This is a genomic window from Microbacterium tenebrionis (genome assembly GCF_020682665.1).
Lineage (GTDB): Bacteria > Actinomycetota > Actinomycetes > Actinomycetales > Microbacteriaceae > Microbacterium > Microbacterium tenebrionis.
On the sequence record NZ_JAGTTM010000002.1, the window covers coordinates 650122 to 675553 of the forward strand.

Sequence of the window (25432 nt, forward strand, 5' to 3'; positions counted from 1 at the left end):
GCACGGAAGAGGTTCACCCCTGCGCGCTGTAGTCCGGCAGCTCCTGCAGAGTCCACGTGTTGCCGTCGGGGTCGTCGAAGGTCACGAAGCGGCCCCATGCCTGCTCGTCGACCCCGTTCGCCTCGACGCCGGCGTCACGCAACTGGGCCAGCGCGGCATCGGCATCGGGCACGACGACCTGGATCGTGTTCTGCTGACCCGGCTCGAGGTCGAGCCCCAGGCCCTCGCCGAACGCGATCGAGCAAGCCGAACCCGGCGGCGTCATCTGCACGAACCGCAGGCCCTCGTGGACGACCTGATCGTGATCGGCGTTGAACCCGATCTTCACGTAGAAGTCTTTCGACCGGTCGACGTCGCTGACCGGCACGTGGATGAGTTCGATCTTCCAGTCCATCACTCACTCCTCCTGGCGAGCATCGGCGCCCGACCGCGGCCAACGCTACGCGCGGGGTCGGACATCGCACAGGGCACGGACGTCTAGATCCAGCCCTTGTCCTGCGCGATGCGCACCGCCTGCGCCCTGTTCGCCGCCCCGACCTTGCCGATCGCCGCCGACAGGTTGTTGCGCACGGTTCCCGCCGACAGGAACACCTCCGCCGCGATCGCCGCGGCGGACCGCCCGTCGGCCGCGAGCCGCAGCACCTGGCGCTCGCGCTCGCTCAGCGGGTTGGCGCCGTCGAACAGGCTGGCTTCGGCGAGCGCGGGATCGACCACCCGGAGCCCCACGTGCACCCGTCGAACGGCGTCGGCGAGCTGCTCGGCCGGCGCATCCTTCACGACGAAGCCGCTCGCACCGGCATCCAGCGCCGAACGCAGGTAGCCGGGTCTGGCGAACGTCGTCACGATGAGCACCCGGGTCGCAGGGCTCGCGGCCCGCACGGCCTGCGTCGCCGCGATCCCGTCCATGCCGGGCATCTGGATGTCCATGAGGCAGACGTCCGGCGCTGCGTCGGACGCGACGCGCACGGCCTCGTCACCGTCACCTGCGACGCCGACGACGGTGAGGTCGGCTTCGAGTTCGAGGAGAGCGGCGAGGGCTCCGCGGAGCATCGCCTGATCGTCGACGATGACGAGTCTGATCGGATCGGACGACGTCACCACGTCGCCTCCACCCGCGTGCCGCCGCTCTCCGGCGCGCTGACGGCCAGGGTCGCGCCTCCCGTTGTCGCCCGCTCCCGCATCCCGCGCACCCCGTTGCCCTCCGCCCCGCCGATCCCCCGGCCGTCGTCGATCACGGCCAATGTCCCCGGCGCGATCCGCACCGTCACGGTCCGCGCCCCGGAATGCCGCAGCACGTTCGTGGTCGCTTCGCGCAGGATCCAGCTCGCCGTGAGCGACTGCGCGGGCGACAGAGCCGCGGCATCCCCCTCGACGTGCAGGGCGATGTCGGCGGCGGCCAGAGCCTCGCGGCAGGACTGCAGCTGATCCGAGAGCGTCGCGCTGCGCACGCCAGCGACGGTCGCCCTGACGCCCGCGATCGCCTCCGCCGTGAGGAATTCGATATCGGCCAGCTCGGCCTTCGCGCGTTCCGGGTCGGTGTCCATGAGTCGGCGCACGAGCTGCGCCTTGATCTTCACGACCGTGAGCGAGTGCCCGACGAGATCGTGCACATCCCGCGCGACGGCCTCGCGTCCCTCGCTCGTGGCGAGCTCGAGCCCCAGCCGCTCGGCCTCGGCCGAGCGGATGATGAGACTCGTCGAGACCGTGTTCACGACGCCCAGCAGCACGATGATCGCGAGGATCGACACGTACGACAGGCCGTTCGGCGTCAGGAAGACGAGTATCGCCGTGATGGTGACGCTCGCGGCCGCCGTGACCCAGTGCGCGAGCCGGTTCAGACCGTACGAGGCGAACGACATGATGAACGGCAGGAAGCCGACGGCGTATCCGCCGATGCTGGGGATCGTCAGCGCGGCGCACGCGATCATTCCGCCGAAGGCGATCCACTGGATGGGCCTGGGCGGGTCGACGAGCCCTCCGCCGCCGAAGCTCATACCGTTGATGAAGCCAGCTACGTAGACGACGACGAACGTCGCGAACGCCGCCCAGCCCGTGACGATCCATACCTGCGCTGCCTCGGAGCGGGCGAGCTCGATGAGCGGGTACACGAGGAACACGAGCCAGATCACGGCCATCAGCCAGCCGTAGCGCTCCCACGGCGACCCGGAACCCTGCCGGGGCCGCCTGGCGCCGGACGCCGCCCATGCCGCCGGCGCGGCGCCGGCCTCTGAGGCCGACACCGCGTCGCGGGTCACGTCTTCCGCCATGCAGTCGACCCTAGCGGCGCGACCGCGAGCGCTTGACGCCCGCCGCGACGAGCACCGCGAAGATCACGAGCCACACCACGACGTTCAGCACGACCCCCCAGAGCGGATCGGTCTGCCCTGTGGTGAGGGTTCCCTCCGTGAGCGGCCAGCGGCTCAGCGCCACGAAGCCGTACAGGGGCGTGAACCGGGCGATGTCGAGCATGACGCCGTCGAGCGGAATGAAGACGTTCCCGAAGAACGCGAAGAACGTCATCGAGATGGATGCCAGCGCCGCTGCCGTGTCGGAGTTGAAGAACAGTCCGACACCGAGACCGTAGAGACCGAACATGAGCCCGACGCCGAGGATGATGCCGGCAGCAGCCCACCAGCGCCAGGCATCCGTCGCCTCGGCTCCCGTGAGGATGCCCGCCGCGAACACGAGCAGGACGGCCAGCGCTGCGAACGCGACGGCGGTGAGCAGCTTGATCGTCGCGTATCCCGTGGTGCTCAGCGGCGTCATCCCGAGCTGGCGTCCCCAGCCCTGCTTGGCCTCGGTGGCGGCGAGCGAGGTGAGCGAGCTCATCGCGACGGCGGTTCCGTAGGCGGCCATCGAGACCATCACGTAGAACTTGACGTTGCCGTTTCCGGCCGGCATCGAGCCGTAGCCCATGCTCGCCCCGAAGAGCAGATACATCGCCACCGGCATCCCCAGGGTGAATGCGAGCGTGTAGGGGTTGCGGATCTGGCGGATCGCCTCGACGCGCAGCATCGTGGGTGAGATCGACATAGTCATGATGTTCAGTCCTCCGTGAGAGCCGTGAAGGCGGTTTCGAGGGTGGGGGCGGCGATCTCCAGGTCATGGGCGCCGGCGTTCAGAAGAGCGAATGCCGCGGCATCCGAGTCGAGCGCCCGCAGCGTCACCCGCTGAGCGTCGACGCGCACGTCGCTGATGCCGTCGGTCTGCTCGAGCCCGCGGACCAGTTCCTCCGCCCCGACGGCGGGAAGGTCTGCGGCGAGCGTGCGCCCGCCGAGGTTGGCGCGCAGCTGCGCCGTGGCGGCGTCGGCGACGATGCGTCCGCGATGCATGACGACGGTGCGCCGGGCGAACTGCTCGGCCTCCTCGAGGTAGTGCGTGGCGAAGATGATCGTGCGCCCGGCATCCGCATCGGCGCGCATGACATCCCAGAAATGGCGGCGGGCGGTGACGTCCATGCCGGCGGTCGGCTCGTCGAGGACGAGGATGTCCGGATCCGAGACGAGCGCGAGGGCGAACTTCACCCGCTGCTGCTCTCCGCCGGAGCACTTGACGATGCGCCGACGGGCGATCCGCGCGAGTTCCGTGCGCTCGAGGATCTCGGAGACCCTGGCGAGGGACTCGCGGCCGTGCAGAGACGCGATCACCTCGACCGTCTCGCGGACGGTGAGATCCGACAGCAGTCCGCCCGTCTGCAGAACACCGGCGATCACGCCGGAGCGCGCAGCCCTCACCGGCCGCTGCCCGTAGACCGTGATCGTGCCGTCAGTGGGATCGGTGAGCCCGAGCAGCATGTCGAGCGTGGTCGTCTTGCCGGCCCCGTTGGGCCCGAGCAGGGCGACGACCTCTCCGCGCCGGATGCTGAGATCGATGCCGTCGACGGCCTTGACCGCCCGTTCGCCGATGCCGAAGGAGCGCCGCACGCCCGAGATGGCGACGGCGTCGTCCTGGCCGGCGTCCTTCCGGGCTGCGGCCGCCTGCGTCGTGCGTGACTGCGTGTGCGCTGTTGTGCTCATGCATCCAGCCTGGTCGCGCGGGCGAGCACGATCAGGAGGGCGCTGTCACGGCATCCGCATGACACGTGTCACGCGGGCAGGAACACCCCGTCCAGGAACGACTCGAGTGCGGCGACACCGTCCAGCGGCAGCACGGCGGCGACGTACTGGTCGGGGCGGACGACCACGACGGCGCCTGCGCGCGAGACCTCGCGCTCGTCGAAGATGTCGCTGCGACTCCACGCGTTGGGTGCCGCGCTGTACACCTTCTCCCAGTCCATGAGCCCGAGCGGGCCGGTGCGGGGCAGGAACAGCTCCGGGGCGGACAACTGCTCCAGATCGTCGAACGGCTCCTGATAGATGACCTTCGCGTCGATGACGGCATCCGCATCGGCATCCGCCGGCGTCACCCTCGCGATCATCGGCGAGACCGCCGCCGCCCACTCCCGCACCCGCACTCCCCCGGAATCGGCGAACGCGTAGACGCGCCAGCGCCCGTCGGCCTTGGCGTGGTGCCCGAGGTGGACGACGTTGCCGTCGCAGACGCGGACGACCTCGGACGACTTGAAGCGCTTGCCGATCGGGAACCCGGCGGCAAGCGCCTGATGCGCAGCGTCTCCTGTGATCGCCGACGGCGCGTACTGGGTCATGAATCCCGACGGGAACTCGGCCGTCGCCAGGTAGTAGGTGGCGAGATCCTGCGGGTCGGAGATCTCCTCGGGCTTGCGCGCCATGAGCGATGACCACTCGCGGTCGAAGTCGATCAGCTGCTGCGCCACGGGCTGACGCTCGGCGGAGTACGTCGCCAGCAGGCTCTCCGGCGAGCGCCCGCTGAGCACGGAGCCGAGCTTCCAGCCCAGATTGAAGCCGTCCTGCATCGAGACGTTCATGCCCTGACCGGCCTTGGCGCTGTGCGTGTGGCAAGCATCGCCGGTGAGGAACACCCGCGGCGACCCCTCGGCATCCGGAGCGTCGTCGAACCCGTCAGTGACGCGGTGGCCCACCTCGTACACGCTGTGCCAGGCGATCTCCTTCACGTCCAGCGCGTAGGGATGCAGGATCTCGTTGGCCTTCTCGATGATCTTCTCGATCGGGGTCTGTCGCACCCGGTGGTTGTCGTCGGCGGCGACCTCGCCGAGGTCGACGTAGACCCGGCTGAGATAGCCGCCCTCACGCGGGATGTGCAGGATGTTCCCCGCCTCGGCGTTGATCGCGCATTTGGTGCGCCAGTCGGGGAAGTCGGTGTTCACCAGCACGTCCAACACGCCCCAGGCGTGCGCGGAGAATGCACCGACGTGCTTGCGGCCGATCGCCTCGCGCACGCCGCTGCGCGCGCCGTCGCAGCCGACGACGTACTTGGCGCGCACGGTGCGCTCGCCGGTCGCCGTGCGCACCAGTACCTCCACGGGGTACTCGCCCTCGTCGTGCACGGTGAGACCCGCGAACTCGACGCCGTAGTCGGGCACGATGCGCCCAGGGCCGTGCGCTGCAGCCTCGGCGAAGTAGTCGAGTACGCGCGCCTGGTTGACGATGAGGTGCGGGAACTCGCTGATCTTGTACCCGTAGTCCTCCGTGCGCGAGGTGCGGACGATGCTGCCCGGGTTCTCGGGGTCGGGGCCCCAGAAGTTCATCCACCCGATGTTGTACGCCTCGGCGACGATCCGCTCGGCGAATCCGAACGCCTGGAAGGTCTCGACGCTGCGCGGCTGGATGCCGTCGGCCTGCCCGAGCACGAGCCGCCCCTCGCGCTTCTCGATGATCCGCGTAGTCACGGACGGGTACTGCGACATCTGGGCGGCCAGCAGCATGCCGGCGGGACCCGAGCCCACGATGAGCACGTCCATCTCGTCCGGCAGATCAGCGGGGCGATCGATCCCCGTGCCCGCCGCCGCGACGATGCGCGGGTCCTGCGAGACGTAGCCGTGGTGATGGAACTGCATCGGAACTCCTTCTTCGTGCGTCATTGACGGGGGCGGGTGCCGCGGCATCCGCCCCCGAGATGATTCAGGCCCTGGCGAGACCGTGGATCGGGCTGGCGGCCTGCTCCTCCTCGTGGTCAGGGCCCAGCGGGATGCCACTGCGGTCGCGGAGCAGGAGCGTCGCGATCAGGCCGATGACCGTCATGCCGGCGAGGTACCAGGTGACCGACATCGTGGTGCCTGTGGCCTTCACGAGGGCGGTCGCGATGGTCGGCGCGAATGCACCGCCCGCGATCGCGCCGATCGCGTACGAGATCGAGACGCCCGAGAAGCGGATGCTGGCCGGGAAGAGTTCCGTGTACAGCGCCGCCTGGGGTCCGTAGGTGAACCCGAGACCGATCGTGAGGATCGCGAGTCCCGCGAACAGCAGACCGATGTTCCCCGTGTTCACGAGCGGGAACAGGGCGAACACGCCGCCGAGCTGCAGGATCCATCCGATGATGTACGTCGTACGGCGGCCGATCCGGTCGGAGACGAATCCGGCGAGCAGGGTCGACAGCAGCCAGGTCACGGCGGACCCCGCGACGGCCCAGAGCACCGGACCGCGGTCGAGCGCGAGAGGGCCTTCGGGGTCGGTGGAGTAGTTCTGGATGTACCCGCCGGTGGTCATGTAGCCGACGGCGTTGTTGCCGGCGAACACGAGCGCAGCGATGATCACGAGCAGCAGGTGCTTGCGGAACAGCTGCACGACCGGCATCTTCGCCTCCTCCTTGCGCTCGGCGAGTTCGGCGAACACCGGGCTCTCCTCGACGTTGCGGCGCACGTAGTAGCCGACGAGGATCAGCACGACGCTGAGCAGGAACGGGACGCGCCAGCCCCACGCGATGAACTGCTCCCCCGGTGCGATCGCGGTCATGATCGCCATGACGCCCGATGCGAGCAGCAGGCCCAGCGGAACGCCGATCTGCGGCGACGCGCCGAACGCGCCGCGCTTGCGCTTCGGCGCATGCTCGACGGCCATCAGCACAGCGCCGCCCCACTCGCCGCCGGCGGACAGGCCCTGGAGGATGCGCAGCAAGACGAGCAGGACCGGTGCGGCCATGCCGATCGCGTCGTAGGTGGGGAGCACACCGATGAGCGCGGTCGCCACACCCATGAGGATGAGCGTCCACATGAGAACGCGCTTGCGCCCCAGCTTGTCGCCGAAGTGGCCGGCGAGGAATGCCCCGAGCGGGCGGAACAGGAAGCTGATACCGACCGTGGCGAAACCGATGAGGATGCTGTCGGCGCCGAGCGGCTTGAAGAACAGCTCGCCGAAGACGAGCCCGACGGCCGTCGCGTAGATGAAGAAGTCGTACCACTCGACAGTGGTTCCCACGACCGTGGCGAAGACCACGCGCCGCCGATCCGCGAGGCTCGCGATGGTGCCGGTCGGCGTGAAGCCGGGATTCTCAGTCATTGAAACTCCTTGTATGACGTCATTGTCCGGGCGGCGCGGCGGTGTCGAACCGATGCTTGCCACCCGCTGACAGGATGATATACGATTTCAAATACATCGCACAAGAGCGATGCTCACGACGCAAGGAGGCGCTCACGGTGACGGACCAGATCGCACAGCCCGGCCCGATCGCTCGTCCGGGGAAGATCATCGCGATCCACCTCAGTTACGCATCCCGCGCCGATCAGCGCGGACGGCGCCCCGCGCACCCCTCCTACTTCTTCAAGGTCGCCAGCTCCGTCGCGGCATCCGGCGGGACGATCGAACGCCCAGCCGGCACCGAGCTCCTCGCCTTCGAGGGCGAGATCGCGCTCGTCATCGGCGAGCCCGCCCGTCACGTCGCGCTCGAAGACGCCTGGGCGCACGTCGCTCACGTCACCGCGGCGAACGACCTCGGCCTCTACGACCTGCGCGCGAACGACAAGGGCTCGAACGTCCGCTCCAAGGGCGGCGACGGCTACACGCCGCTCGGGCCCGACCTGATCGATGCGCGCACGATCGACCCGCACGGCATCCGCGTGCGCACCTGGGTCAACGGCGAACTGCGCCAGGACGACACCTCCGAAGGCCTCATCTTCCCGCTCGCGCAGTTCGTCGCCGATCTCTCGCAGCACTTCACGCTCGAGACCGGCGATGTCATCCTGACCGGCACCCCGGCGGGCTCCTCGGTGATCGTGCCGGGTGATGTCGTCGAGGTCGAGGTCGATGCTCCGGACGCACCGGGTGCGCCGACGTCGGGACGTCTTGTGACCACCGTCACCCAGGGCGATGTGCCGTTCGATGAAACCCTGGGCTCGCTGCCCGCGGTCGACGACCTGCAACGCAGTGAAGCCTGGGGCGTTCCGGCCCCTGAGCCTGTCGAAGGGTCCGGAACGACACCCGCCGACCCTTCGACGGGCTCAGGGAGCGGCTCCTCGGGCTCGGAGAGCGGCTCTGCGCGCTCCCTCTCCCCCGAACTGCGCGCCAAGCTCGAGAAGGCGCCGACGGCCGGACTCTCCGCACAGTTGCGCCAGCGCGGGCACCACCACTGCTTCATCGACGGCGTGAGCGCGAACCTGCCTGGAACGAAGATCGTCGGAACGGCGCGCACGCTGCGCTTCATCCCGTTCCGTGAAGACCTCTTCAAGACCCACGGCGGCGGGTTCAATGCGCAGAAGCGCCTGTTCGACGCGGTCGGCGAGGGCGAAGTCATCGTGATCGAGGCGCGCGGGGATGACACGACCGGCACTCTCGGCGACATCCTCGCGCTGCGCGCCACTGCACGCGGCGCGGCGGGCGTCGTCACGGACGGCGGCGTGCGCGACTTCGATGAGGTCGCCCGCATCGGCCTGCCGGTGTTCTCGCGGGGGGCGCACCCCTCGGTGCTCGGCCGCAAGCACGTGCCGTGGGCCGTCGATGAGACGATCGCGTGCGGCGGGACTGCCGTGCAGCCCGGCGACATCATCGTGGGAGACGGCGACGGCGTCATCGTGATCCCGCCGGCTCTGGCCGAAGAGGTCGCCGACGCGGCCCTCGCGCAGGAGGACGAGGACGCCTGGATCGCCGAGCAGGTCGCCGCCGGGCATCCGGTCGACGGCCTGTTCCCCATGAACACCGAGTGGCGCGCGAAGTACGAAGCCCAGACGGTTGCTGAGCCTGTCGAAGCACAGGAACCAGCGCAATCATGACCAAGGCACTCAGCAAGTCCCAGCAGGCGTATCACTGGATCAAGGGCCGGATCGCCAGCCAGACGTTCACGCCCGGCTACCGCCTCGTTCTCGGCAGCATCGCCGGTGAGCTCGACATGAGCGTCGTGCCCGTCCGCGAGGCGATCCGCCAGCTCGAGGCCGAGGGGCTCGTCCAGTTCGAGCACAACGTCGGCGCTCGGGTCGCCATGGTCGACGACAGCCAGTACCGGCACAGCATGGAGGCGCTCAGTATCCTCGAGGGCAGCGCGACCGCCCTTTCGGCACGCCACCTCACCACGGACGACCTGCAGCACGCCAGGGCGATCAATGAGCGGATGATCGAGACTCTCGATCACTTCAACCCGTCGGCGTTCACGCAGCTCAACCAGCAGTTCCACGCCGCGCTCATCGCCCCGTGCCCGAACCCGCGCCTGCACGAGCTGGTCACCGTCGAGATGCAGCGCCTGAACAGGCTGCGCGACTCGACCTTCAGCTTCGTACCGGGCCGCGCCCAGGAGTCCGTCCGCGAGCACGAGCAGATCGTCGCCCTGATCGAGAACAGCGCCCCCGTGATCGAGATCGAGCGCGCGGCCAGACTCCACCACGCGTCCACCCTCGACGCCTACCTGACCCGCGCGAACGATGCCGAAACGCCAGACGCCGCCGTCGGCACGCACGTCCACTGAACCGGAGGAACCATGAGCGACAACCGCATCCCCGAAGATCTGCCCGACCACATCCAGCACTACATCGACGGCGCCTTCGTCGACTCGCAAGACGGCGACACGTTCGACGTGCTCGACCCGGTGACGAACGAGAACTACACCACCGCCGCCGCCGGCAAGAAGGCCGACATCGACCTCGCCGTCGCCGCCGCCAAGCGGGCCTTCGACGAGGGGCCGTGGCCGAAGATGCTCCCCCGCGAGCGCTCGCGCGTCCTGCACAGGATCGCAGACATCGTCGAATCGCGCGACGAGCGCCTCGCCGAGCTCGAGTCGTTCGACTCGGGCCTCCCGATCACGCAGGCGCTCGGCCAGGCGCGCCGCGCGGCCGAGAACTTCCGCTTCTTCGCCGACCTGATCGTCGCGCAGGCCGATGACACGTTCAAGGTGCCCGGCCGCCAGATCAACTACGTCAACCGCAAGCCGATCGGCGTCGCCGGCCTCATCACGCCGTGGAACACGCCGTTCATGCTCGAGTCCTGGAAGCTCGGCCCCGCACTCGCAACCGGCAACACGGTGGTGCTCAAGCCCGCCGAGTTCACGCCGCTGTCGGCATCCCTGTGGGCCGGCATCTTCGAAGAGGCAGGGCTCCCGCAGGGCGTGTTCAACCTCGTGAACGGCCTCGGCGAGGACGCCGGTGACGCGCTCGTGAAGCATCCGGACGTTCCGCTGATCTCGTTCACCGGCGAGAGCCGCACCGGGCAGATCATCTTCGCAGGCGCCGCGCCGTATCTGAAGGGCCTGTCGATGGAGCTCGGCGGCAAGTCGCCGGCCGTCGTCTTCGCCGACGCCGACCTGGATGCCGCGGTCAACGCGACCATCTTCGGTGTGTTCTCCCTCAACGGCGAGCGCTGCACCGCGGGGTCGCGCATCCTCGTCGAGCAGTCGATCTACGACGAGTTCGTCGAGAAGTACGCCGCCCAGGCGAAGCGCGTCAAGGTTGGGCTGCCCAGCGACCCGACCACCGAGGTCGGCGCGCTCGTGCATCCCGAGCACTACGAGAAGGTCATGTCGTACGTCGAGATCGGCAAGACCGAGGGTCGCCTCGTCGCCGGCGGCGGACGCCCTGAGGGCTTCGAGACGGGCAACTACGTGGCCCCGACCGTCTTCGCCGACGTCATGCCCGACGCGCGGATCTTCCAGGAGGAGATCTTCGGCCCGGTCGTCGCGATCACCCCGTTCTCCTCCGACGAGGAGGCCCTGGCCCTCGCGAACAACACGAAGTACGGCCTCGCCGCCTACATCTGGACCAACGATCTGAAGCGCGCGCACAACTTCGCAGGCAACGTCGAGGCGGGCATGGTGTGGCTGAACTCGAACAATGTGCGCGACCTGCGCACCCCGTTCGGCGGCGTGAAGGCGTCCGGTCTCGGTCACGAGGGCGGATACCGCTCGATCGATTTCTACACCGACCAGCAGGCCGTGCACATCAACCTCGGCGAGGTCCACAACCCTGTTTTCGGCAAGCAGTGAGGACGCTGACATGACGAACCGCAAGGACATGACCCTGACCTCCTCCGGCTACTACGTGAGCCAGGAGGCCCCGATCGAGACCGACAACCCGGTCGCGACCCCGCAGGCCTCGCCGCCCGACATCCTCCGCTGCGCGTACATGGAGGTCGTGGTCACCGACCTCGCGGCATCCCGCCAGTTCTACGTCGACATCCTCGGCCTGTACGTGACCAGCGAGGACGACGAGGCGATCTATCTGCGCTCGACGGAGGAGTTCATCCACCACAACCTCGTGCTGCGCAAGGGACCCGTCGCCGCGGTGGCCGCGTTCTCGTACCGCGTCCGCGAACCTGCGGACCTCGACAAGGCCGTGGCGTTCTTCACCGAACTCGGCTGCGACGTCCGCCGCAACCCGTCCGGCTTCGTCAAGGGCGTCGGCGACTCGGTGCGCGTCATCGATCCGCTGGGCTTCCCCTACGAGTTCTTCCACCAGAGTGACCATCAGGAGCGCATGTCGTGGCGTTACGACCTGCACATCCCCGGCGAGCTCGTGCGCCTGGACCACTTCAACCAGATCACCCCGGACGTGCCGCGCGCCGTGAAGTACATGCAGGATCTCGGCTTCCGCGTCACCGAGGACATCCAGGACGAAGAGGGCACTGTCTACGCCGCGTGGATGCGCCGCAAGCCCACGGTGCACGACACCGCGATGACCGGCGGCGACGGTCCGCGGATGCATCACGTCTGCTTCGCGACGCACGAGAAGCACAACATCCTCGCCATCTGCGACAAGCTCGGCGCGCTCCGCCGCTCGGACGCCATCGAGCGCGGCCCCGGCCGCCACGGCGTCTCGAACGCGTTCTACCTGTACCTGCGCGACCCCGACGGCCACCGCGTCGAGATCTACACGCAGGACTACTACACCGGCGACCCCGACAACCCGGTCGTCACCTGGGACGTCCACGACAACCAGCGCCGCGACTGGTGGGGAAACCCCGTCGTGCCGTCCTGGTACACCGACGGCTCGCTCGTGCTCGACCTCGACGGCAATCCGCAGCCCGTGGTCGCCCGAACGGACAACAGCGAGATGGCCGTGACGATCGGCGCCGACGGCTTCTCGTACACCCGCCCCGACGAAGGCGAGGGGTCGATGCCGGAGTGGAAGCAGGGCGAGTACAAGCTGGGACACCAGTTGTGACGCTCACGCCGCAGCAGCACGAGCAGATCGCGGGCGAGCTCGACGAGGCCGACCGGACGCACGGCGTGATCGAGCGCATCACGGCGCGATACCCGGATGCGACGATCGAGGACTCCTATGCCATTCAGGGCATATGGCGCGATTCGCAGATCGCTGCCGGACGCCGCCTGGTCGGACGCAAGATCGGGCTGACCTCGAAGGCGATGCAGCAGGCGACGGGCATCACCGAGCCGGACTACGGCGTCATGTTCGACGACACCGTGTACGCCTCGGGCTCCGAGCTCCGGTTCGACGACTTCTCGAACGTCCGGATCGAGGTCGAGCTCGCGTTCGTCCTGAAGACGCCGCTCGAAGGCCCCGACTGCACGCTCGATGATGCGCTGGCCGCGATCGATTACGCCGTGCCGGCGCTCGAGGTGCTCAACTCGCACATCCAGCTCGAGGGCCGCACGATCGTCGACACGATCAGCGACAACGCCGCGTACGGTGCGATGGTGCTCGGCGACGTGCGCAAGCGAGTGGACGAGATCGACCTGCGCTGGGTTCCCGGGGTCCTCTCGCGCAACGGCGAGATCGAGGAGACCGGCGTCGCGGCAGGAGTCCTCGGGCACCCCGCCACCGGTGTCGCGTGGCTTGCGAACACGTTCCACCGGCACGGCGCGCGGCTCGAGGCCGGCGAGATCATCCTGGCAGGATCGTTCACGAGGCCGATGTGGGTGCGCAAGGGTGATGAAGTGCGCTGCGACTACCGCGAGATGGGAGTGATCGAATGCCGTTTCGTGTAGAGCCGTCGTTCCGTGACCGGCTGGCTTCGACCGACAGGCCGCTCGTGGGCGCGTGGATCTGCTCGGGCAGCCCGATCGCCGCCGAGATCGTCGCAGGTTCCGGCCTGGACTGGACCCTCATCGACGGCGAGCACAGCCCTGTGGGACTGAGCGAGATCGTGTCGCTCCTGCAGGCCGTCGCCCCGCACCCGATCACCCCGGTCGTGCGCGTGCCGTCGGCGGATCCGGTGTGGATCAAGCAGGTGCTCGACACCGGCGCGCAGAACCTGCTCGTGCCGATGGTGAACTCCGCAGAGGATGCCGCAGCCGCCGTCGCCGCAACCCGCTACCCGCCGCGCGGCATCCGCGGGGTCGGCAGCGCGCTCGCGCGCGCGGGCCGATGGAACCGCATCGACGACTATCTCCCGCGGGCGCATGAGCTCACCTCGGTGACGGTGCAGATCGAGACGGATGCCGCGGTGCAGAGCGCCCGCGCCATCGCCGAGGTCGAGGGCGTGGATGCCGTCTTCATCGGCCCGAGCGATCTGGCAGCGTCCATGGGGCTGCTCGGTCAGCAGGAGCATCCCGAAGTCGTCGCCGCCGTGGAGCACACGATTGCCGAGGTGCGAACGGCGGGAAAGCCGGTCGGCGTGAACGCCTTCAATCCGGCCATCGCTCGCCGATACATCGACGCCGGAGCATCCTTCGCGCTCGTCGCCGCGGACGTGTCGATCCTCGCACGCGCGACCGAGAAGCTCGCCGCCGTCTGGATCCCGGACGCCGACCGGGCCGCGCGCGCCGGCTACTGACCTCGAGCCTGCAAGGCCGCGCCGATGAGCAGGCGGTCCTGGCCGAGCGCCGCCGAGGCGACCCGCACATCCTCGGCGGCGACCGCGAGAGACCGCTCACGCACATCGGCGTCGAAGCCCTCCGGGTCGCGGTCGCGCAGGATGCCCAGGAACCCACCGAGCACGATGACACCGGGGTTTAGCACGTTGACGGCATTGCCGACCGTGGCCGCAAGCACGCCGCGCTGCCTGGCCACCTCTTCGTCTGCGGTCGGGCCCGAATCGGCGGCGAGCGCCGCGGTGAGCGCGGCGTCGTCGCTCGCGACCAGTCGAGCCGCGGCGAGGAGCCGGGCGCGGCTCACCTCGTCTTCGAGCACCCTGTCGGGCGTGCGGCGGTGCGATTCGTTCGCGATCGCCGGCCTCGTCTGGCCCCACTCCCCCGCGTAGCCCCCGGCTCCGCGGATCAGGGTGCCGTCCAGGATCAGTCCGCCGCCGATACCGCTCGCGCCGCCGTTGAGGTAGACGACGTCGGCGTGCTCGCGCGCGGCGCCGAACAGGTGCTCTGCCCTGGCGCCGAGAGATGCGTCGTTGTCGACGGCCACCGGCAGCCCGAGGGCTTCCGCGAGCGGCGTCGCGATGTCCTCGTCGCGCCAGCCGAGGTGCGGTGCGAGGCGCACGAGTCCGTCGGACGCCCGCACGAGCCCCGGAACGGCGACGCCGAGGCCGACGATGCGGCAGCCGCTGAGCTCCTCGCTCTGCCAGCGCGTGACGAGATCCGCGATGGCGGCACGGCATCGGCAGCCGTCGGCACGCGGGCGAGCTCGAGCCGCACGCGCGTCCGCAGACCTCCGCCGAGGCTGACCGCACCGATCTCGATCGCATCGACCTCGGGGTTCACACCGAGCCGGGTGAGGGCGGGCTCACGCTCGTGCCGTACTTCGAGGGCGAGCGCACCCCGAATCTGCCGGATGCCACGGCCGCGCTGTCCGGCATGACGCTGTCCTCGACGACCAGGCCCAACCTCACCCGCGCGGCCGTCGGGGGGATGCTGGGCGGCCTCGCTGCAGGAATGCAGGCGCTCCGCGACCTCGGCATCCCGTTCGAGCGCGCACAGCTGATCGGCGGCGGTGCGCAGTCCGAGGCCGTGCGCCGGATAGCCCCCGACGTGCTCGGCGTCCCGGTCGAGGTGCCGGAGCCCGCGGAGTACGTCGCTCTGGGCGCGGCACGACAAGCGAGCAGCCTGGTTCCGAGCGTGTGGCGGATGGGAAGGACTGCTCACGCGGTGGAGGTGGCGGAATCATAGGATCTGCGGCAAGACTGGACGCATGACCTTCGCATCCCTTCAGCCCCTAGCCGATCGCGCCGCCCTCTTCGCCGCCCTCCGCCAGGACGCGCTCTCCGAAGCCCTCGACAGCCTCGGCGAGCACCGGTGGGACGCCGACATGACTGCGGGCACGCTCTCGTTCAGCTCGACCACCGACCCGTCGCGCATCCTCGAGACACGTCCCCACCTGATCGCGACGATCGCGCCGGGACCGCGATCGATGCTGTGGGCATGGGCCCACCCCCAGGGCGACGCGCAGGGCGTGGCTGCGCAGTTGCGCGACTACGGCGCCCAGTACAGCCTCGACGAGCTCACCCAGGCCGAGTTGGCGTTCCCCGAGGATGCGCCGGCGAACGGTGACGAGCTCGGTGCGTGGATCGCCGACACGGCGCACCAGATCGGCAGGATCGCCGTCGAGATCACCGGACGCTCGCCCTACTACTCCGCACCGATCGGCGGCGGCACCCGTGCGGTGTTCCTCCTCGATGCCCCGGTCCCGCAGACCACGGTCGCCGACGCCGTCACGAAGATGCCGCGCCTGCTCGCGGGCCTCGAGCTCAGCGACGCCCGCGGGTCGGTGTGGGATGCCGCGCGCCTGGCCGGCTGGAGCATGCAGTGGACCGACGAGGAGTTCACAGGCGCGACCGTCAGCGACGCGTCGGGGTCGGCCACGTTCCGGTTCGACGATCAGGCGCGCATCACGAACATCGAAGGCGCTCTCGGCGGGGGTGCCGCCGAAAGCGCCGCTGTGCCAAGCTGAGCGCATGAAGAGCTGGTTGATCCGCGCCGTCTCGCTGTGCGTCTTCAACGTCGTCGTCCTGCTGCTGATCGGCCTGCTCATGCGCAGCGTGAGCGTCGGCTGGCACGCGCTGTGGGCCGCCGTCGTCCTCACGCTCGCGACGCTGGCGCTCAAGCCCGTGCTGCTGAAGGCGTTCCGCGGAGCAGCCTCGAAATCGGCATCCAGCCGCACGAAGGTCGGCGAGAAGATCGTCCAGTACGTGCTGGTCTTCGTCGTCGAGCTGATCGTGTGGGTGCTCACGGTACTGCTCAGCGGCGTGAACGTCGCCGGGTGGTTCTGGGGCTACGTGCTGCCGCCGCTCTACCTGCTGATCGCGTGGGTCATCTACGACCAGATCGACGACCGCATCGAGGCGAAGACGGGCGAGGTGATCGGCTCGGTCTCGTCGCGCATGAAGCGGACGGATTCCGCGGCATCCTCCCCCGCCTCCGCACCGGCCGCCTCGCCCGAGGCGAGCATCGGACGCGACGAGCTGCGCGATGGACTGACACCAGAGCAGCGTCGGATGCTCGACAACCTCTGAACGGGCTCGTTCAGCCGGCGGCGGACCGCTCCGCGGCCTCTACGACGTTCGTCAGCAGCAGTGCGACGGTCATCGGTCCGACCCCGCCGGGGTTCGGCGAGATGAAGCCTGCGACGTCCGCGACATCCGGGTGCACGTCGCCGAAGACCTTCGACTTGCCGGTCTCAGGATCGTCCTCACGCGTGACGCCGACGTCGAGCACAGCGGCTCCCGGCTTGACGTCGGAAGCCTGGATGAGGTGCTTCACGCCCGCGCCCGCGACGATGACATCGGCCTGACGCAGGTACGGGCTCATGTCGGGCGTGCCGGTGTGCACCTGAGTGACGGTCGCGTTGATGTCGCGACGGGTCAGCAGCAGGCCCATCGGGCGACCGATCGTCACGCCGCGCCCGACGACGACGACGTGCTTGCCCTTGAGGTCGTAGTCGTTGCGCAGCAGCAGTTCGATCACACCGCGCGGCGTGCACGGCAGCGGCGTGCGGATCGGGGCATTGACGTTGAGGACGAGCCGACCGAGGTTGGTCGGGTGCAGGCCGTCGGCGTCCTTGGCGGGGTCGATGCGCTCGAGGATCGCATCCGTGTCGAGATGCTTCGGCAGCGGGAGCTGCACGATGTAGCCGTGGCAGGTCGGGTCGGCGTTGAGCTCGTCGATCAGCGCCTCGACCTCTGCCTGCGTGGCGTCGGCGGGCAGCTCGCGCTGGATCGAGTTCATCCCGACCGCCTCGGACTGCCGGTGCTTCATGCCGACGTACAGCTGGGATGCCGGGTCGGCGCCGACGAGCACCGTCGCGATGCCGGGAACGATCCCCTGCTCGCGCAGCGCCGCGACCCGCTCGGTGAGCTCGGCCTTGATCTCCGCCGCTGCGGCCTTACCGTCGAGAATCTGTGCGGTCATGTCATTCCTCTCATCGACCACTGCGCCGAGACGGGGTTCGCAGCATGAGACCCGTGCCAGAGAGCCCCGTCTCGCGCCGCAAACCCCGTCTCGAGACGAGTGGGACTGCGGGTGCTTACTGCTGCAGGTCGGGGTACAGGGGGAACTGCGTAGCGAGCGCGTCCACGCGGGCCTTGAGCGCGGCGGCGTCGGCGCCCGGCAGCAGCGCGAGGGCGATGATGTCGGCGACCTCGGTGAACTCGGCATCCCCGAACCCGCGGGTCGCGAGGGCGGCCGTGCCGATGCGGAGCCCGGAGGTGACCATCGGCGGGCGCGGGTCGTTCGGGACGGCATTGCGGTTGACCGTGATGTGGATGTCGTGCAGCAGATCCTCGGCCTGCTTGCCGTCGATCGCGGCATTGCGCAGATCCACGAGCACGAGGTGCACGTCGGTGCCGCCGGAGCGCACCGAGATGCCGGCATCCGCCACGTCCTGCTGGGTGAGCCGGTCGGCGAGGATCGACGCACCGGACAGCGTGCGCTGCTGGCGATCCTTGAACTCCGGGGTCGCGGCGAGCTTGAACGCCGTGGCCTTCGCGGCGATCACGTGCATGAGCGGTCCGCCCTGCTGGCCCGGGAAGACGGCGGAGTTGATCTTCTTCGCGACCTCGGGGTCGTTCGAGAGGATGAAGCCCGAACGCGGTCCGCCGATCGTCTTGTGCACGGTCGAGGAGACGACATGCGCGTGCGGCACCGGGTTGGGGTGCAGGCCCGCGGCGACGAGGCCGGCGAAGTGCGCCATGTCGACCCAGAGGTACGCACCGACCTCATCGGCGATCTCGCGGAACTTCGCGAAGTCGAGCTGACGCGGGTACGCCGACCAGCCGGCGACGATGACCTTGGGCTTGTGCTCGATCGCCAGGCGGCGCACCTCGTCCATGTCGACGAGCGAGGTCTCGGGATCGACGCCGTACGCGACGATGTCGTACAGACGGCCCGAGAAGTTGATCTTCATGCCATGCGTGAGGTGTCCGCCGTGATCGAGCGAGAGGCCCAGCAGCGTGTCTCCGGGGCGAGCGATGGCGTGCATCACGGCCGCGTTGGCCGTCGCACCGGAGTGCGGCTGCACGTTCGCGAACTCGGCGCCGAACAGCGACTTGACGCGCTCGATGGCCAGGGACTCGGCGACGTCGACCTCTTCGCAGCCGCCGTAGTAGCGGCGACCCGGGTAGCCCTCGGCGTACTTGTTCGTGAGCACCGAGCCCTGCGACTGCAGCACCGAGACGGGCACGAAGTTCTCGGATGCGATCATCTCGAGGAATGTGCGCTGACGGTTCAGCTCGCGGTCGAGGACCTCGGCGATCTCGGGGTCGACCTCGGCGAGCGGGGCGTTGAAGTACGGATCGGTCATGGCGTTCTCCTGTCACACACGGGAAAGGGGGGTGTTCCTCATCGGCCCAGGCGCGCGGTCGAATTCCGTAACGGTCGCTCCCCGGTGGTGACCCACCCAGACGCCAGTCGCGACGGTTCGAGCATAGCGGACTCCCCCGTGCGCGATAGGTTTCTGTTCATGGTCTCCCGCGTCATCCACTCCGCCCGGCTGATCACCGACGGCGCCGAGACGCCCGATTCCTGGGTGCGATTCGAGGACGGATACGTGACGGCCGTCGGCACGGGGCGCACCTGGACGGATGCCGACACCGTGGTCGATGCGATCGAGATCGCCGGGCAGGATGCCGTGCTCACCCCCGGTTTCGTCGACATCCACGCGCACGGGGGCGCCGGAGCATCCTTCGACGACGGCGCAGACGCCATCCGCATCGCCCGCGACCTGCACCGCGCGCACGGCACGACCCGCTCCGTGATCTCGCTCGTGACCGCTCCGCTGGACGTTCTCGCAGAACAAGTCAGTGCGATCGCCGACCTCATGCGGACGGATGCCGACATCCTCGGCTCCCACCTCGAAGGGCCGTTCCTCGACCCGGCGCACCACGGCGCCCATGAGCCCTCGCTGCTGCGCGAACCGGCCGCGGCCGACGTGCAGCGCCTTCTGGATGCCGGTCGCGGAACCGTGCGGCAGGTCACGATCGCCCCCGAGCTGCCCGGCGGGCTCGACGCGATCCGGATCGTCGTCGCCGCGGGCTCTGCCGCCGCCGTCGGACACACGAGCGCGGATGCCGCGCAGACCGCCGCTGCCTTCGACGCGGGTGCGACGATCCTCACCCATGCGTTCAACGCGATGCCCGGCATCCACCACCGCGAACCGGGGCCCGTGCTGACGGCGGCCGCGGATCATCGCGTGGTCCTGGAGGGGATCGCCGACAACGTGCACCTGCATCCGACGGTCATCAGACTGCTGTTCGACTCCGCGCCGGGTCGCGTCGCCCTGGTGACGGATGCCATGGCCGCAGCAGGCAGCGCGGACGGCAGCTACGACCTCGGCGCCGTGAAGGTGACCGTGATGGACGGCATCGCCCGGGCCGACGACACCGGATCGATCGCCGGGTCGACCCTCACCCAGGATGTCGCACTGCAGCGCTCGGTCCAGGCGGGTGTTCCGCTCGCCGATGCCGTGCGCGCGCTGACGGCGACGCCGGCGCACGCGGTCGGGTTCGGCGAGCAGCTCGGGAATCTCGCGCCCGGCTTCCTCGGGGATGCCGTGGTGCTGGATGCGCGGCTGCAAGTGCGGCATGTGCAGACAGGCGCGCGCATTCGCTGACGCCTCGGCCGGACCGGCCGGGGGCCGCCGCCGCGGCAGCGGCCCCAGCGCTTCTCCGGTCGAGAGAGCCGGGCCCGGGCGCTCCTCCCCCGAGGCTCCCGAGCCCGGCCGACCAGCGCCCTGCCCCCGCGCTGGTGCCAGAACACCGTTCCCCCTGAGGAGTTCATGGCCGTCTCTGATTGATGAGACGACGACGTACCCGTTTCATTACGCGGAACGGTGAAACTTTTCCCGGGAGCGTTCCCGCGACTTGTTCACAGGGGGTGGTCTCACTCAGCATTTCGAGAGACAATGGCTCGGGCGCGCGCGGAGAACCGTTCCACGCACCCATGCCTGTGGAGGCCCACGACCGCCCCACGACCGATGGAAGACTGTGCACCACGACCTCGAGACCGACCAGACCGCCGACGCCGATCTGATTCTGCGCACGCGATCCGGAGATGCCACCGCGTTCAGCGAACTGTGGCGACGCCACTATCCCTCCGGTATGGCTGTCGCGCGATCGATCACCTCGAGCATCGATCCCGACGACCTCGTCCAGGAGTCGTACACCCGCATCTACCAGGCCGTCCTCAAGGGAGGCGGTCCGAACGGATCGTTCCGGGCCTACCTGTTCACGAGCATCCGCAACACCGCCGCCGCATGGGGCCGTGCCCGCCGGGAGATGCCGATCGACGAACTCGAATCCGTCGTCGATCCCGACAGCACCGATGAGGCCGTCGGCGACGCGCTCGACCGCAGCCTCACCGCGCAGGCGTTCCGGAGCCTTCCCGTCCGCTGGCAGGAGGTGCTCTGGTACACCGAGATCGAGCAGATGAAGCCCGCCGAGGTCGCCCCACTGCTCGGGATGAAGGCCGGTGCCGTCTCGCAGCTCGCCTTCCGCGCCCGCGAGGGCCTGCGCGAGGCGTGGATTCAGGTGCACGTGCAGAGCACGTCGTCCGATTCGGAGTGCCATTGGACGATCGCGCATCTCGGCGCCCACTCCCGCGGCAACCTCAGCACCCGTGATCAGAAGCGCATGGACGCGCATCTCGACGACTGCACCCGGTGCCTCATCGTCGCCGCCGAGGCGAAGGACGTCTCCGGCCGCCTCGCGCTCGTCATGCTCCCGCTCGTCCTCGGCGTCGCCGGAGCCGCAGGGTACGCGCAGCTCATCCAGCACGGCGGTGTTCCCGCCGTCTCAGCGGCGACGATGCCCGTGAGCATCGTGGCGGGCACGGCATCCGCCGATGGCGGCGCCGGCTCGATCGGCCTGGAAGGCGCGGTGCTCGGCGGCACGGGCACCACGACCGGCGGCACCGTCTCGGGCGGCGCGATCACCGGTCTCGGGGCTCTCGTCGGCGCGGGCTCCGCAGCCCTGGTCGTGGCCGGAGTCGTCGCGGCCGTCACGATCATCCCCGGCCTGGTCAGCGCCAGCCCCGTCACGTCTCTGCCGAGCGCAGGAGATGCCGACGGCTCATCGATCTCGTCCGAGTTGGTGCCCTCCGGCGACATCGAGTCCGAGGAGATGCTCGTCCTCGAGCTCCCCGCGCCTGAGAAGGACCCCGAGACGCCCGCCCCGCGCGATGACGCGCCCCCGAGCACGGCCCCCGAGGAGCAGACCGCCCCGCAGATCGCGCAGGAGGAACCCGCGGCAGACGAGTCGGCGAGTGGCGAGGGCGGCGACGGGAGCAAGGCCGTCGAGCCTCCGGTCGACCCCGGTGAGGAGGTGGAGCCCGAAGAGCCGGTCGACCCCGGCGAGCCCGTGGATCCTGTCGACCCGGCGGACCCAACCGAACCGACGGACCCCACGAACCCGACCGACCCCGCGGACCCCGAAGCCCCGGACGGAGGCGACGAGACCGCGAGCCCTGAGCCCGAAGCGATCCCCATCACAGGCCCCGTCGCTCTCGGTCAGACCGAGGTGTGGATCGACGGGAACCTCAAGACACATCTGACCACGCCGATCACCGGCGTTCCCGGCGCCACGGTGCAGGCGCTGATCGACGGAAGCGCAGGAGGCGCCGATCAGATCGTTCTCGACGAGGCGGGCGCCGGCACGATCGATCTGCGCCCGACCCTGACTCAGATCCTGGGCGACGCCGACGTCACGATCCAATATGTCACCGCCGACGGGCCGCTCCATCCGATCCACACGACGCTTTCCGCGCTCGGCGGATCGCAGGCTCTCGCCGCCACCACGGACTCCGCGACAGCCGAGGAGACCGCGCCCGCCGAATAGACTGGAGGCATGCCCGAAGCCACAGCCGCCGTGCCCGGTGTCGACCGTCCGAACATCACTCCGCTCGACATCATCCGGGCCGTCGTCCTCGTCGCAGGTCTCGCCTCGCTGGCCCTGTGGGGCTTCGCGATGTGGGAGTTCCCGTGGAACCTCGTCTTCGGCATCGGCACGCCGCTCGTCGTCCTCGTCGTGTGGGCGTTGTTCCTCTCGCCGCGCCCTGTCCTGCGGCTGCATCCCTTCATCCGCGCCGCGGTCGAACTCATCATCTACGCCGGCGTCACGCTCGCCTGGTGGTCGATGGGTCAGGCATGGGCGGGCGTCGCGTTCGCGGTGGTCGCCGTCGCAGCCGGGCTGTTCGCGGGTCGGAGAAGCCTGAGGTGAGCGCCCTCGCGGCACTGCGCGACGCCCTCGGCGACATCGTCGACGTCTCGGATGAGACCCTCGAGTCGGCGCGCGCGGACCGCTCCGGCCACCGCTCCCCCGGCAGGCCCATCGCTGTCGTCCATGCGCGCACCGTCGACGACGTCCAGCAGACGATGCGGATCGCCACCGCGACGCGGACGCCCGTCGTCGTGCGCGGCGCTGGCACCGGCCTCGCCGGCGCTGCGAACGCCGGGCCCGGCGAGATCGTGCTCTCCACCGTCCGGCTGAACCGTGTGCTCGAGGTCCGCCCCGACGACCTCCTCGCCGTCGTCGAACCCGGCATCCTCAACGCCGACCTCAACGCCCGCCTCGCCGAGCACGGTCTGTGGTGGGCGCCCGACCCCGCCAGCCGCGACATCTCGACGGTCGGCGGCAACATCGCCACCGGTGCGGGTGGGCTCCTATGCGCGAAGTACGGAGTCGTTCGGGATGCCGTCCTCGGCGTCGACCTCGTGCTCGCCGACGGGCGCCTTCTGCATCTCGGGCACCGCAGCGTCAAGGGCGTCACCGGGCTCGATCTGACTTCCCTCGTGATCGGCTCCGAGGGCACGCTCGGCGTCGTCGTCGGCGCGACGCTGAAACTGCGGAGAATCACGTCGGGCGACACCTGCACCCTCACGGCGCTGTTCCCGACCGTGCGCGCGGCGGCCGTCGGATCCGCCGCGATCACGGCATCCGGCGTACAGCCCGCGATCATGGAGTTGATGGATGCCGCGGCGCTCACGGCCGCCCACGACCTCCTCGACCTCCCGGCGCCTCCGGTCGGGGCCTCGCAGTTGACGATCCAGACCGACGGCCCGGCGGCCGCCGCCGAGGCCGAGAGCATCGCGGTCACGTTGCGCGCGGCCGGCGGCGACGTGATCGTCACGACCGATCGCGCCGAAGGCGAGCGCCTCCTCGCGATCCGCCGCGCGATGCATCCGGCGATGGCGGCGCTCGGCACGACGCTCATCGAGGACATCGCCGTGCCCCGCAGCGCGCTGCCCGAGATGTTCGACGAGATCGCGCGGATCGAGCAGATCTACGGCCTCGCCATCCCGACGGTCGCGCACGCGGGCGACGGCAACCTGCACCCGAACTTCATCTTCGACGGCGACGAGGTTCCCGCGGTGGTCTGGGACGCCGCCGACGAGCTGTTCCGCGCCGCCGTGCGGCTGGGCGGCACCCTCACCGGCGAACACGGCATCGGGATGCTCAAGAGCCGGTGGCTCGCCGACGAGCTCGGCGACGACCAGTGGGAGCTGCAGCGGCAGATCAAGCGCGTCTTCGATCCGCTCGGCATCCTGAACCCCGGGAAGGTGTTCGCCGATGCCTGACATCCACGTCAGCGCCGCCGTCATCGACGACGGGGACGGCCGGATCCTCGTGGTCCGAAAGCAGGGCACCACCGCGTTCATGCAGCCCGGCGGCAAGCCGGAACCGGGCGAGAACCCCGCGCAGACACTCGCCCGTGAGCTCCACGAGGAGCTCGGCCTGCACGTCGCGGAGACCGTGATGCGGCCGCTCGGCCGATTCGTCTCCGCCGCGGCGAACGAGCCCGGCCACCGGGTGATCGCCGACGCCTTCTCGTTCACGATCGATGCGGATGCCGTGAGCGTCCAAGCCGAACTCGCCGAGCTCCGCTGGATCACACCCGACGCGATCGGGACCATCGAACTGGCGCCGCTCAGCCTCGAGCACCTGCTGCCGATCGCGTGGCCTGCCCTTCGACAGACTCAGGGATCGGCGCAGGAGCGGCGCAGGGACTCCTAGATCCCCTGCCAGGCCGGCTTGTTGGCGAACGTGTATCGGTAGTAGTCGGCGAGCGTCAGCTCGGAGGCCGCTGCCTCGTCGACCACGACAGTGACGTGCTCGTGCAGCTGGATCGCGGAGCCCGGCAGCATCGCGCTGACCGGACCCTCGACGGCCGCGGCGACGGCCTTCGCTTTGCCTGCGCCGAACGCCAACAGCACCAGGTGGCGCGCCCGCAGGATCGTGCCCAGGCCCTGGGTGATGCAGTGCATGGGGACGTCGTCGATGCTGCCGAAGAAGCGCGCGTTGTCCTTCCGCGTCTGCTCAGTGAGCGTCTTGACCCGCGTGCGCGATGCGAAGGACGAACCGGGCTCGTTGAACCCGATGTGACCGTCTGTGCCGATGCCCAGGATCTGCAGGTCGACGCCGCCGACAGCCTCGATCGCTGCCTCGTAGTCGGCGCCGGCGTGCTCGACGCCGTCGATCTGCCCGTTCGGCGTACGGATCAGCGCGGGGTCGAGCCCGAGCGGCTCGACGACCTCGCGGTTGATCACGGAGCGGTAGCTCTCGGGGTGCGCCGGGTCGATGCCGACGTACTCGTCGAGTGCGAATCCGCGCACGCGCGAGACGTCGATCCCCGCGACGCGGTGCGCGAGGGCCTCGTACACGGGCAGCGGCGTCGATCCGGTGGCGAGCCCCAGCACGGCATCCGGCTTGGCGGTGATCAGGCGGACGATCTCGTCGGCGACCAGCGCTCCGGCGGCGGGGGCGTTCTCGACGATGACGACTTCAGCCATGTGCGGCGATCTCCTGTT

At 69.5% G+C, this 25432-nt stretch carries 25 protein-coding genes and 1 riboswitch; of the genes, 14 read left to right on the forward strand and 11 right to left on the reverse strand.

What is annotated here, in order from left to right:
* Positions 1–13: 13 nt before the first annotated feature.
* The 7 genes from KEC56_RS08450 to KEC56_RS08480 form a co-directional block, all read right to left on the reverse strand.
* The gene (locus KEC56_RS08450; RefSeq protein ID WP_175985759.1) at positions 14–394 is read right to left on the reverse strand and encodes a VOC family protein; all 381 of its coding nucleotides are present in this window, start codon (positions 392–394) and stop codon (positions 14–16) included.
* 83 nt (positions 395–477) lie between these two features.
* The gene (locus tag KEC56_RS08455) at positions 478–1098 is read right to left on the reverse strand and encodes a response regulator transcription factor (protein WP_227530581.1); all 621 of its coding nucleotides are present in this window, start codon (positions 1096–1098) and stop codon (positions 478–480) included.
* Positions 1095–2267, reverse strand: a complete 1173-nt coding sequence (locus KEC56_RS08460) for a sensor histidine kinase (RefSeq protein WP_227530582.1) — start codon at positions 2265–2267, stop codon at positions 1095–1097. The genes KEC56_RS08455 and KEC56_RS08460 overlap by 4 nt, the downstream gene beginning before the upstream one ends.
* A 10-nt stretch (positions 2268–2277) precedes the next feature.
* Positions 2278–3039: an ABC transporter permease gene (locus KEC56_RS08465; RefSeq protein ID WP_227530583.1), complete on the reverse strand. Its 762-nt coding sequence runs from the start codon at positions 3037–3039 to the stop codon at positions 2278–2280.
* Between the two features lie 5 nt (positions 3040–3044).
* A complete protein-coding gene (locus KEC56_RS08470; RefSeq protein WP_227530584.1) occupies positions 3045–4016 on the reverse strand; it encodes an ABC transporter ATP-binding protein in 972 nt (323 codons plus the stop codon).
* A gap of 68 nt (positions 4017–4084) precedes the next feature.
* On the reverse strand, positions 4085–5935 hold the full coding sequence (locus tag KEC56_RS08475) for an FAD-dependent monooxygenase (protein ID WP_227530585.1): 1851 nt from the start codon (positions 5933–5935) through the stop codon (positions 4085–4087).
* Positions 5936–5999: 64 nt separating this feature from the next.
* Positions 6000–7373: an MFS transporter gene (locus KEC56_RS08480; protein ID WP_227530586.1), complete on the reverse strand. Its 1374-nt coding sequence runs from the start codon at positions 7371–7373 to the stop codon at positions 6000–6002.
* A gap of 137 nt (positions 7374–7510) precedes the next feature.
* Between KEC56_RS08480 and KEC56_RS08485 the strand changes: the two genes are divergently transcribed.
* From KEC56_RS08485 to KEC56_RS08510, 6 genes are read left to right on the forward strand one after another with little or no spacing between them, the layout of a single operon-like run.
* The gene (locus tag KEC56_RS08485) at positions 7511–9079 is read left to right on the forward strand and encodes a fumarylacetoacetate hydrolase family protein (RefSeq protein ID WP_372456258.1); all 1569 of its coding nucleotides are present in this window, start codon (positions 7511–7513) and stop codon (positions 9077–9079) included.
* Positions 9076–9765, forward strand: a complete 690-nt coding sequence (locus KEC56_RS08490; RefSeq protein WP_227530588.1) for a GntR family transcriptional regulator — start codon at positions 9076–9078, stop codon at positions 9763–9765. Before KEC56_RS08485 ends, KEC56_RS08490 begins: the two co-directional genes overlap by 4 nt.
* Before the next feature lie 12 nt (positions 9766–9777).
* The gene (gene hpaE, locus KEC56_RS08495; RefSeq protein ID WP_227530589.1) at positions 9778–11274 is read left to right on the forward strand and encodes a 5-carboxymethyl-2-hydroxymuconate semialdehyde dehydrogenase; all 1497 of its coding nucleotides are present in this window, start codon (positions 9778–9780) and stop codon (positions 11272–11274) included.
* A gap of 10 nt (positions 11275–11284) precedes the next feature.
* Positions 11285–12451 carry a 3,4-dihydroxyphenylacetate 2,3-dioxygenase gene (hpaD, locus tag KEC56_RS08500; RefSeq protein ID WP_227530590.1) on the forward strand — a complete coding sequence of 389 codons (1167 nt, stop codon included), beginning with the start codon at positions 11285–11287 and terminating at the stop codon, positions 12449–12451.
* Positions 12448–13236, forward strand: coding sequence for a 2-keto-4-pentenoate hydratase (locus KEC56_RS08505; protein ID WP_227530591.1), 789 nt, complete (start codon positions 12448–12450; stop codon positions 13234–13236). The genes hpaD and KEC56_RS08505 overlap by 4 nt, the downstream gene beginning before the upstream one ends.
* The gene (locus KEC56_RS08510; RefSeq protein WP_227530592.1) at positions 13221–14024 is read left to right on the forward strand and encodes an HpcH/HpaI aldolase family protein; all 804 of its coding nucleotides are present in this window, start codon (positions 13221–13223) and stop codon (positions 14022–14024) included. The genes KEC56_RS08505 and KEC56_RS08510 overlap by 16 nt, the downstream gene beginning before the upstream one ends.
* Here KEC56_RS08510 and KEC56_RS08515 read toward each other — a convergent pair.
* Entirely contained in the window at positions 14018–14785 is a 768-nt protein-coding gene (locus KEC56_RS08515) for an ROK family protein (RefSeq protein ID WP_227530722.1), read from the reverse strand. The two genes, KEC56_RS08510 and KEC56_RS08515, sit on opposite strands and share 7 nt — an antisense overlap.
* Before the next feature lie 98 nt (positions 14786–14883).
* Here KEC56_RS08515 and KEC56_RS08520 point away from each other — a divergent pair, with 98 nt between their 5' ends.
* The 3 genes from KEC56_RS08520 to KEC56_RS08530 are packed head-to-tail and all read left to right on the forward strand — an operon-like array spanning position 14884 to position 16649.
* Positions 14884–15306 (forward strand): FGGY-family carbohydrate kinase, encoded by a 423-nt coding sequence (locus KEC56_RS08520; protein ID WP_372456262.1) that lies wholly within the window; start codon positions 14884–14886, stop codon positions 15304–15306.
* Positions 15307–15328: 22 nt separating this feature from the next.
* The gene (locus KEC56_RS08525) at positions 15329–16087 is read left to right on the forward strand and encodes a DUF6882 domain-containing protein (RefSeq protein ID WP_227530593.1); all 759 of its coding nucleotides are present in this window, start codon (positions 15329–15331) and stop codon (positions 16085–16087) included.
* A 4-nt stretch (positions 16088–16091) separates the two neighbouring features.
* The gene (locus KEC56_RS08530) at positions 16092–16649 is read left to right on the forward strand and encodes a hypothetical protein (protein ID WP_227530594.1); all 558 of its coding nucleotides are present in this window, start codon (positions 16092–16094) and stop codon (positions 16647–16649) included.
* A gap of 10 nt (positions 16650–16659) precedes the next feature.
* Here KEC56_RS08530 and KEC56_RS08535 read toward each other — a convergent pair whose 3' ends face one another.
* Together KEC56_RS08535 and glyA are read right to left on the reverse strand one after the other, a co-directional pair.
* The gene (locus KEC56_RS08535) at positions 16660–17544 is read right to left on the reverse strand and encodes a bifunctional methylenetetrahydrofolate dehydrogenase/methenyltetrahydrofolate cyclohydrolase (protein WP_227530595.1); all 885 of its coding nucleotides are present in this window, start codon (positions 17542–17544) and stop codon (positions 16660–16662) included.
* A gap of 115 nt (positions 17545–17659) precedes the next feature.
* Positions 17660–18934 carry a serine hydroxymethyltransferase gene (glyA, locus tag KEC56_RS08540; protein WP_227530596.1) on the reverse strand — a complete coding sequence of 425 codons (1275 nt, stop codon included), beginning with the start codon at positions 18932–18934 and terminating at the stop codon, positions 17660–17662.
* Positions 18935–18971: 37 nt separating this feature from the next.
* Positions 18972–19055: riboswitch (ZMP/ZTP riboswitch) on the reverse strand.
* 38 nt (positions 19056–19093) lie between these two features.
* Between glyA and nagA the strand changes: the two genes are divergently transcribed.
* From nagA to KEC56_RS08565, 5 genes are all read left to right on the forward strand, one after another.
* Positions 19094–20242, forward strand: coding sequence for an N-acetylglucosamine-6-phosphate deacetylase (gene nagA, locus KEC56_RS08545; protein ID WP_227530597.1), 1149 nt, complete (start codon positions 19094–19096; stop codon positions 20240–20242).
* A 373-nt stretch (positions 20243–20615) separates the two neighbouring features.
* The gene (locus KEC56_RS13920) at positions 20616–22463 is read left to right on the forward strand and encodes a sigma-70 family RNA polymerase sigma factor (protein ID WP_308013006.1); all 1848 of its coding nucleotides are present in this window, start codon (positions 20616–20618) and stop codon (positions 22461–22463) included.
* A gap of 9 nt (positions 22464–22472) precedes the next feature.
* Positions 22473–22844, forward strand: a complete 372-nt coding sequence (locus tag KEC56_RS08555; RefSeq protein WP_227530598.1) for a YrdB family protein — start codon at positions 22473–22475, stop codon at positions 22842–22844.
* Complete coding sequence (locus KEC56_RS08560; RefSeq protein ID WP_227530599.1) at positions 22841–24202, forward strand: FAD-binding oxidoreductase; 1362 nt, start codon at positions 22841–22843, stop codon at positions 24200–24202. Before KEC56_RS08555 ends, KEC56_RS08560 begins: the two co-directional genes overlap by 4 nt.
* Entirely contained in the window at positions 24195–24638 is a 444-nt protein-coding gene (locus KEC56_RS08565) for an NUDIX hydrolase (protein WP_227530600.1), read from the forward strand. Before KEC56_RS08560 ends, KEC56_RS08565 begins: the two co-directional genes overlap by 8 nt.
* Here the strand turns inward: KEC56_RS08565 and nagB are convergent.
* Positions 24635–25414 (reverse strand): glucosamine-6-phosphate deaminase, encoded by a 780-nt coding sequence (nagB, locus tag KEC56_RS08570; RefSeq protein ID WP_227530601.1) that lies wholly within the window; start codon positions 25412–25414, stop codon positions 24635–24637. The genes KEC56_RS08565 and nagB overlap by 4 nt on opposite strands.
* Positions 25415–25432: the final 18 nt, after the last annotated feature.

Bases quoted from the DNA above. Each gene is read 5' to 3' on its own strand.
- KEC56_RS08450 (WP_175985759.1), bottom strand. From the start codon at position 394: ATGGACTGGAAGATCGAACTCATCCACGTGCCGGTCAGCGACGTCGAC.
- KEC56_RS08460 (WP_227530582.1), bottom strand. From the start codon at position 2,267: ATGGCGGAAGACGTGACCCGCGACGCGGTGTCGGCCTCAGAGGCCGGC.
- KEC56_RS08465 (WP_227530583.1), bottom strand. From the start codon at position 3,039: ATGACTATGTCGATCTCACCCACGATGCTGCGCGTCGAGGCGATCCGC.
- KEC56_RS08470 (WP_227530584.1), bottom strand. From the start codon at position 4,016: ATGAGCACAACAGCGCACACGCAGTCACGCACGACGCAGGCGGCCGCA.
- KEC56_RS08475 (WP_227530585.1), bottom strand. From the start codon at position 5,935: ATGCAGTTCCATCACCACGGCTACGTCTCGCAGGACCCGCGCATCGTC.
- KEC56_RS08480 (WP_227530586.1), bottom strand. From the start codon at position 7,373: ATGACTGAGAATCCCGGCTTCACGCCGACCGGCACCATCGCGAGCCTC.
- KEC56_RS08490 (WP_227530588.1), top strand. From the start codon at position 9,076: ATGACCAAGGCACTCAGCAAGTCCCAGCAGGCGTATCACTGGATCAAG.
- hpaE (WP_227530589.1), top strand. From the start codon at position 9,778: ATGAGCGACAACCGCATCCCCGAAGATCTGCCCGACCACATCCAGCAC.
- hpaD (WP_227530590.1), top strand. From the start codon at position 11,285: ATGACGAACCGCAAGGACATGACCCTGACCTCCTCCGGCTACTACGTG.
- KEC56_RS08510 (WP_227530592.1), top strand. From the start codon at position 13,221: ATGCCGTTTCGTGTAGAGCCGTCGTTCCGTGACCGGCTGGCTTCGACC.
- KEC56_RS08525 (WP_227530593.1), top strand. From the start codon at position 15,329: ATGACCTTCGCATCCCTTCAGCCCCTAGCCGATCGCGCCGCCCTCTTC.
- KEC56_RS08530 (WP_227530594.1), top strand. From the start codon at position 16,092: ATGAAGAGCTGGTTGATCCGCGCCGTCTCGCTGTGCGTCTTCAACGTC.
- KEC56_RS08535 (WP_227530595.1), bottom strand. From the start codon at position 17,544: ATGACCGCACAGATTCTCGACGGTAAGGCCGCAGCGGCGGAGATCAAG.
- glyA (WP_227530596.1), bottom strand. From the start codon at position 18,934: ATGACCGATCCGTACTTCAACGCCCCGCTCGCCGAGGTCGACCCCGAG.
- nagA (WP_227530597.1), top strand. From the start codon at position 19,094: ATGGTCTCCCGCGTCATCCACTCCGCCCGGCTGATCACCGACGGCGCC.
- KEC56_RS08555 (WP_227530598.1), top strand. From the start codon at position 22,473: ATGCCCGAAGCCACAGCCGCCGTGCCCGGTGTCGACCGTCCGAACATC.
- KEC56_RS08565 (WP_227530600.1), top strand. From the start codon at position 24,195: ATGCCTGACATCCACGTCAGCGCCGCCGTCATCGACGACGGGGACGGC.
- nagB (WP_227530601.1), bottom strand. From the start codon at position 25,414: ATGGCTGAAGTCGTCATCGTCGAGAACGCCCCCGCCGCCGGAGCGCTG.